Source organism: Geodermatophilus amargosae (assembly GCF_900116515.1).
GTDB classification, from domain to species: Bacteria; Actinomycetota; Actinomycetes; order Mycobacteriales; family Geodermatophilaceae; genus Geodermatophilus; species Geodermatophilus amargosae.
On the sequence record NZ_FPBA01000055.1, the window covers coordinates 1 to 5,694 of the forward strand.

A 5,694-nucleotide genomic window follows, 5' to 3' on the forward strand; every position below is an offset into this window, starting at 1 on the left:
TGAGCAACCTCGAGATCATCCGCTGCCTCAAGCGCTACATCGCCCGCGAGATCCACCACGTCCTGACCGCTTGACGAGGCATAGGAGCATCTCAGTGCTCGGATCGAAGCCCTCCGGGTGCGGCGAGATCCTCGGCGGGGCCTCGCCGAAGGCGGGCGATGATCCTGATGCGGTGCACGCGGCGGAAGTCGCCGTAGACAAGAGCGCACTGGGCCTTCGTGCCGTAGGTGGCGCCCTCGGGGAGCGCGAGGTGCCACGCGGCGTACTCGTCCCACGTGTGCCGCGCCAGTTAGGCGTTCTCGTCCTCGGCGGAGGGCTGAACGCGGCCCCACTTGCTGCGCAGCACGTACTGGCGGGCCTCACCCTCGGTCCAGAACGCAACTTCCCTGGGATGCAGCTGATCCCAGGCATCGGGGTTTCACCGGCTGGGCCACGGACACCGAAGAACCGGCAGGACCGGATCCTTCGGCGAGGGAGCGGGCGATGATGACCGTGCTGACTACCAGCAAGCTGCGATCCGGGGGCGTAGAGGAGTGGGACGCAGTGATGCGCGAACGCTTCGCATCCGCCCAACGCATGCCGGGTTGGGTCTCCGGCCAGTTGCTGACCCCCGAGGACGACCCCCTGACGCGGGTGATCGTCGGCACCTGGAACAGCCGCGAGGAGTGGATGGCCTGGCATGACGATCCTGCGTTCCTCGACAAGCGCGCAGTGCTCGAGGGTCTGGAGTCGGCGCCCAACGTGACTCGGTGGTTCTCCGTCGTGGCCGATGCCGGGATGGGCGGCTGACCCACCTGACCGACTCGGTTCGAGATCGGCCCGACCCCCAGCGGGCCGAGCTGCAAGTCCTCCGACAACTGTCCCGGCGGCAACTGAACCCGCACGCTTCACCGACGACGACGGCCGCTCCGCACCTCACCACGAGGCCGGACCGGCCAGAGGAAGAGCCTCGCCTCCCCAGGCACGACCACGCCAGGACCCGGGCTGCTCGGAGACCCTCATCGCGGCCACCACGTCAGGGCCGTCGGAGCCCTTGGAGTGGCGCGGCTCCACATGGTGCCGGGGGTCAGCTGCTGCGGGGAGGAACCGGTGCCGCGTGGCGAGCGGTGAACCTGTCGAACAGCGAGCCGGCGTTGAGCGTCTGGACGTACTCGAGCATGTACTCCTGGCCGATGCCGTTACCTCGGCCTCGACGTCCTCGCCTGCTGCCGGCTGGGGCCGGTCGACGACACCGACGAGACCACCGAGGAAGTGACCATCTTCGCGCTCAGCGCCTGACCAGACCAGCGATCACGCGGTAGCCGCCAAACACCACGCCCAGGGACTTGGCCCCACGTGTGACGACCTGGGACGGGCCGTACGCAACGCTCGCGCGGTCCTTCAGCTGCAGTAGCACCTGGGCTTCGCCGCACCCGATTCGGAACTGCCGTCGCCGAGTGGCACTGCAGGCGGGCACCGTGGGGGCCCGAGCCGTCACCCTCGACCGTCGTCCCGGTCACGGCCGGCGGCGGCGGCAGGTCGCAGCGTCTCCAGTGCCGCCGCCGCGTGCTTCGCCGATGCGACAGCCCGTGGCGAGCATGCATGCCACCAGGTCTGCCACCGCCTGGCCGATCCGGATGAGCGTCTGGTCCGTGATCATCGGCGCCACTCGTAGCAACGGTCACCCTGCGCGTCGCGGACAGCGGCGACGGTCACGCCACGCGCGCACGTGGTGGGGTTCCGAGTGCGCGGCACCGGTGCCCCGCCGCGTGGTCCCCGCGCCGACCTACCGTCCGCCCGCACGAGGCCGCTCCCGGAGAGGACGGCGGCGGCCGGAGACGGCAGCGGGGAGCAACGATGGAGCTCACTCCCGGGAGTGTCTTCGCCGGATACCGCGTGATCCGACAGCTCGGCTCCGGCGGCATGGGGGCGGTCTACCTCGTCCAGCACCCGCGGCTCCCGCGGCAGGACGCGATGAAGGTCATCCACGCCCATCTGTCCGGCGACCCCGCGTTCGCCGCGCGCTTCGAGCGCGAGGCCGAGCTGGCCTGCAGCCTCGATCACCCCGCGCTCGTGCGGGTGCACGACCGAGGGCGGGAGCAGGGACGGCTGTGGCTGACCATGCAGTACGTCGACGGCCCCGACGCCGAGCAGGTACTGCGGCGTGAGGGCACCATGGCGCCCGTCCGCGTGCTGCGGATCCTCGAGGCCGTCGCCGGCGGGCTCGACCACGCCCACGCCATGGGTCTGGTCCACCGTGACGTCAAGCCCGCCAACATCCTGCTGTCCCCGGGCGGTACTGGCGGCGAGCGGGCTCTCCTCGGGGACTTCGGCATCGCTCAGGCCAGCGGCGCCACCCGGCTGACCGACACCGGCTCGCTGCCCGCGAGCCTCCCGTACGCCGCACCCGAGCAGCTGCTCGGCGGTCCGATCACCGCTGCCGTCGACGTCTACGCCCTCGGCTGCACGGTGTACGAGCTGCTGACCGGACGGCGGCTGTTCGACCAGGACTCGTCGCTGGCGCTGATGGGCGCCGTCCTCGCCGGCCCGCGGCACGAGGCCTGGGACGTCCTCCCGCCCGGCCGGCCGGCGCTGCGTGCTGCGCTGCAGCGTGCGGTCGCCACGAACCCGGAGGACCGTCCGCCGTCCTGCACCGCGCTCGCGGAGGCCGTCCGGAGCGCCATCGCGCCGGTCCCGACCACGGTGGTGCCGGCCGGGGTGCCGGCCGGGCCGCACTCGCCTCCGCCGGCTCCCTGGCCGCTCCTCCCGGTGCCGACGGCGCCGTCGTCGTGGCCGCCGCAGCAGGCCGCGGCCCTCCCGCCTCCTCCGTGGAACCCGCCCGGGCAGGCAGACGGCGGGGGATCGCACGGGAGCGGGAACGGACGTCGCCGGCGCTGGCCGTGGCTCCTCGGCGCATTGCTGCTCCTCGCCGCGGTGGCGACGGCCGGCCTGCTGTTCGTGAGCCCGTGGGGGGTCGGCAGCCCTCAGGGGGTCCGGGTCGACGTGCAGAGCGGGGGCGTCGAGGTCCGGTGGGAGCCGGTGGCCGGCGCCGACGCCTACGAGGTGCACCGCGACGGGGTCCTCGTCGGCCGGGCCGAGGGGACGACCTACCTCGACAGCGAGGTGGGCAGCGGCACCCGCGTGACCTACTCCGTAGCCGCGGTCGCCGAGGACGGCGAGCGCTCGGACCTGGCGACGTCGGAGACGGTGGTCAGCGCGCTCCACCCCGCCGCTGACCTCGCCGCCGAGGTGGGGATGACCGGGGTGACCCTGACCTGGGCAGCGGTCGACAACGCCGAGCACTACGAGGTCCGCCGCGACGACGAGGTGCTGGAGACCCGGACCGCAGGCACGTCGTTCCTCGACGAGGGCCCGCCCCCGGGCACGCACGACTACTCGGTCGTGGCCGTCGACGCCGACGGCCAGGCCCGGTCCTCCTCCGTGTCGGTCGTTCTCGACGTCAGCCCGTGGTTGGGCGCGGCCGAGCTCGCCGAGGCCTTCCGGGACCTGCTGCCGGATGCACCCGGCCCGGGTGGCTGGGGGGACGCCACCTGCGGCACCGGGGAGCCACTCAGCACGTCGCCGGCCGTGGCGGTGGTCAGCTGCGCCCTGCCGTCGGGCATCTACGTCGACTTCCTGCAGTACCCGGACCAGGCCGCGCTGGATCGGCGGATCGCCCAGCTCGACGCCCTCACCGATCCGGCGGCGCCGCGGACGACCGACCGGGGCGGCTGGTACCGGCAGAGCCCGGAGGGCAACCAGGTCGCGTGGGAGGCGTGGGGTCTCACCGAACCCGGCCGGGAACTGATGGAGCTCTACATCGATTGGGACGGCCACACGGTCGCCGACCTGGACGCCGCCTGGTACTACGCCGCCCCCTGGTGAGCCGAGGGATCGTCCGTCGCTGCGACCCCGCGAAACACCCCGAGGCCGGTCAGAGCGGGGCCAGCCGGCACGCGGTGCCGTACGCGCAGACCTCCCCTCCGGACCGCCGGTCCGACGGCCCTACTGGAGAAGCGAGCCCGACGGCCCAAGCCGCGTTGCTTGCCCCGCCGCAGGCGAACTGGAGGCCGACCGGAGATTCACCTGCCTGCCTGTAGTGCAGGCGCCTTCTCCACAAGACAGTTCCGGGCCACAGAACGGCGAGTGACACCCCATCGCCGACGAGCCAACGGGACGGTGGTCGATCAGCCAGGACGCGCATGTGACCGCCGTATGGACCGAGGAGCAGCGATGGGGAGACCGCCGCTCGCGGTCGGAACCTTCGGCCGGATCGGCTTCCTCGTCGTGGGCAAGGACCGGGTGCGAGCGCGGGCGAGCTTCCGCGACTTCGACGGTCACCGTCGCTTCGTCACCCGCTACGGGCGGTCCCGTGCGGAGGCCGAGCGCCGCCTGCGGGAGGCGCTGCGGGATCGCGACGGGTCCGTCGATGAAGGACGGACCGGCCGACAGCCGGCTGGCCACCGTGGCGGCGGAGTGGCTGGCCGAGGTCGACGACAGCGACCTGGCCACCGGCACCAAGAGGCTGTACCGCTTCGCGCTCAGCAACTACGTCCTGCCCGGCGTCGGCCAGCTCCGCATGCGGGAGCTCACCGTGCCTGCCGTCGACCGACTGTTGACGGCAGTCCGCAAGGCCTACGGGTCCGGCGCGGCCAAGGCCGCCCGCACGGTGCTGTCGGGAATCCTGGGCGAGGCCGTCCGGCGGGGAGCATGAATAGGTCACGCCGCTCGGCTTGAGCCGCCTGGTGAAACAACCCCTCGGGCCGCCGATCTAGCAACGTGACCCACTTGGGTCACGGGCCGACTCCTCAGGTCCATTCGCTGGGCACAAGCTGTGGGCAGGCGGCCCGTCAGCCGGTGGATCTCCGGATCCCGGTCCAGCGCCGCCTGCCCCTCGCCACCGGACGCCCTGCGCTCGGCATCGAGTCGGTCGGCCAGCTCGCCGTCGTGAACGCGAAGTTCCACACCGGCATCCCTCCGACCACCGACCAGTACGAGGTCGTCGTCGACGACTGACCCGATCGACGGGAACCGCGCCGGTTTAGCGGCGTCAAGGTCTACCGACCCGATTCGGCCTCCAACTCGCGCTTTCGCTCGTCGTTGATGTACACGACCTCGAGGGCGGCGGACAGGAACGTGGCTGCTGCGGACAAGCCTTCATGGAAGCCAAGTAGATCAATAGGTCCCTCACCATCAAGAGCCGGACTACCGTTCGTCGGCCTGAAATAGCGAAAGTTCTGACCGTCTGGGTCCACGCTGTAGAGCTGGCTAATGACCCTGTCAGTGTCCTGCAGTGCGGCTCCCGTCTCAATGCCGTCGACCGTTTCGAGCCTGCGCCTTGTCTCCTCCCACAACTTCCCGAGGTTGTGAGTGCGAAGCGGCGTAGCTGCTTCAGCCTTATAGCGCTGCAAGACGTCCAGGAGCAACTGCAGGCGCAGCTCAAAGTGGTGGCGGCAGTTGTTGGCAAAGGCGTAGATGAGGATGTCGCGGTCCCCTCGGTGCTGCATCATGTGACGCGCGAGCACCTCGGCTGCTAGGCGGTACCCCTCGACACGTCCGATCTCACTCCCCCAGGCCGCGTCGAAGTGGACGGCGGGTCGTGAAAGAGGCGGCGTTCGGCGCACAGGCCCGACGGGCAGTCGGGCGGGGAGCGCCGCACGCTGCACCAGGTCGCGCAGCCAGACGAGGTCGTGGTGCACGAGCCGGATGCCTGCG

5 protein-coding genes are annotated in these 5,694 nt (G+C 71.3%); 4 read left to right on the forward strand and 1 reads right to left on the reverse strand.

Annotated features, from left to right (window positions below; all coding sequences use genetic code 11):
• The first annotated feature begins 483 nt into the window (after nucleotides 1-483).
• The 4 genes from BM414_RS28005 to BM414_RS29950 all read left to right on the forward strand — a co-directional run bounded on the left by BM414_RS28005 (nucleotide 484) and on the right by BM414_RS29950 (nucleotide 4,995).
• Complete coding sequence (locus tag BM414_RS28005) at nucleotides 484-789, forward strand: antibiotic biosynthesis monooxygenase family protein (protein WP_093585295.1); 306 nt, start codon at nucleotides 484-486, stop codon at nucleotides 787-789.
• 1,047 nt (nucleotides 790-1,836) lie between these two features.
• Nucleotides 1,837-3,864: a serine/threonine-protein kinase gene (locus BM414_RS28015; RefSeq protein ID WP_093585301.1), complete on the forward strand. Its 2,028-nt coding sequence runs from the start codon at nucleotides 1,837-1,839 to the stop codon at nucleotides 3,862-3,864.
• 544 nt (nucleotides 3,865-4,408) lie between these two features.
• Nucleotides 4,409-4,693, forward strand: a complete 285-nt coding sequence (locus BM414_RS28020; protein ID WP_093585304.1) for a phage integrase central domain-containing protein — start codon at nucleotides 4,409-4,411, stop codon at nucleotides 4,691-4,693.
• Between the two features lie 143 nt (nucleotides 4,694-4,836).
• Nucleotides 4,837-4,995, forward strand: coding sequence for a hypothetical protein (locus BM414_RS29950; protein ID WP_175551895.1), 159 nt, complete (start codon nucleotides 4,837-4,839; stop codon nucleotides 4,993-4,995).
• Nucleotides 4,996-5,036: 41 nt separating this feature from the next.
• Here BM414_RS29950 and BM414_RS28030 read toward each other — a convergent pair.
• Nucleotides 5,037-5,694: hypothetical protein (locus BM414_RS28030; protein WP_175551896.1), on the reverse strand; the 658-nt coding region annotated here is incomplete at its 5' end.

Excerpts from the sequence above, each read along its gene's own strand:
- BM414_RS28005 (WP_093585295.1), top strand. The coding sequence starts at position 484 with ATGATGACCGTGCTGACTACCAGCAAGCTGCGATCCGGGGGCGTAGAG.
- BM414_RS28015 (WP_093585301.1), top strand. The coding sequence starts at position 1,837 with ATGGAGCTCACTCCCGGGAGTGTCTTCGCCGGATACCGCGTGATCCGA.
- BM414_RS28020 (WP_093585304.1), top strand. The coding sequence starts at position 4,409 with ATGAAGGACGGACCGGCCGACAGCCGGCTGGCCACCGTGGCGGCGGAG.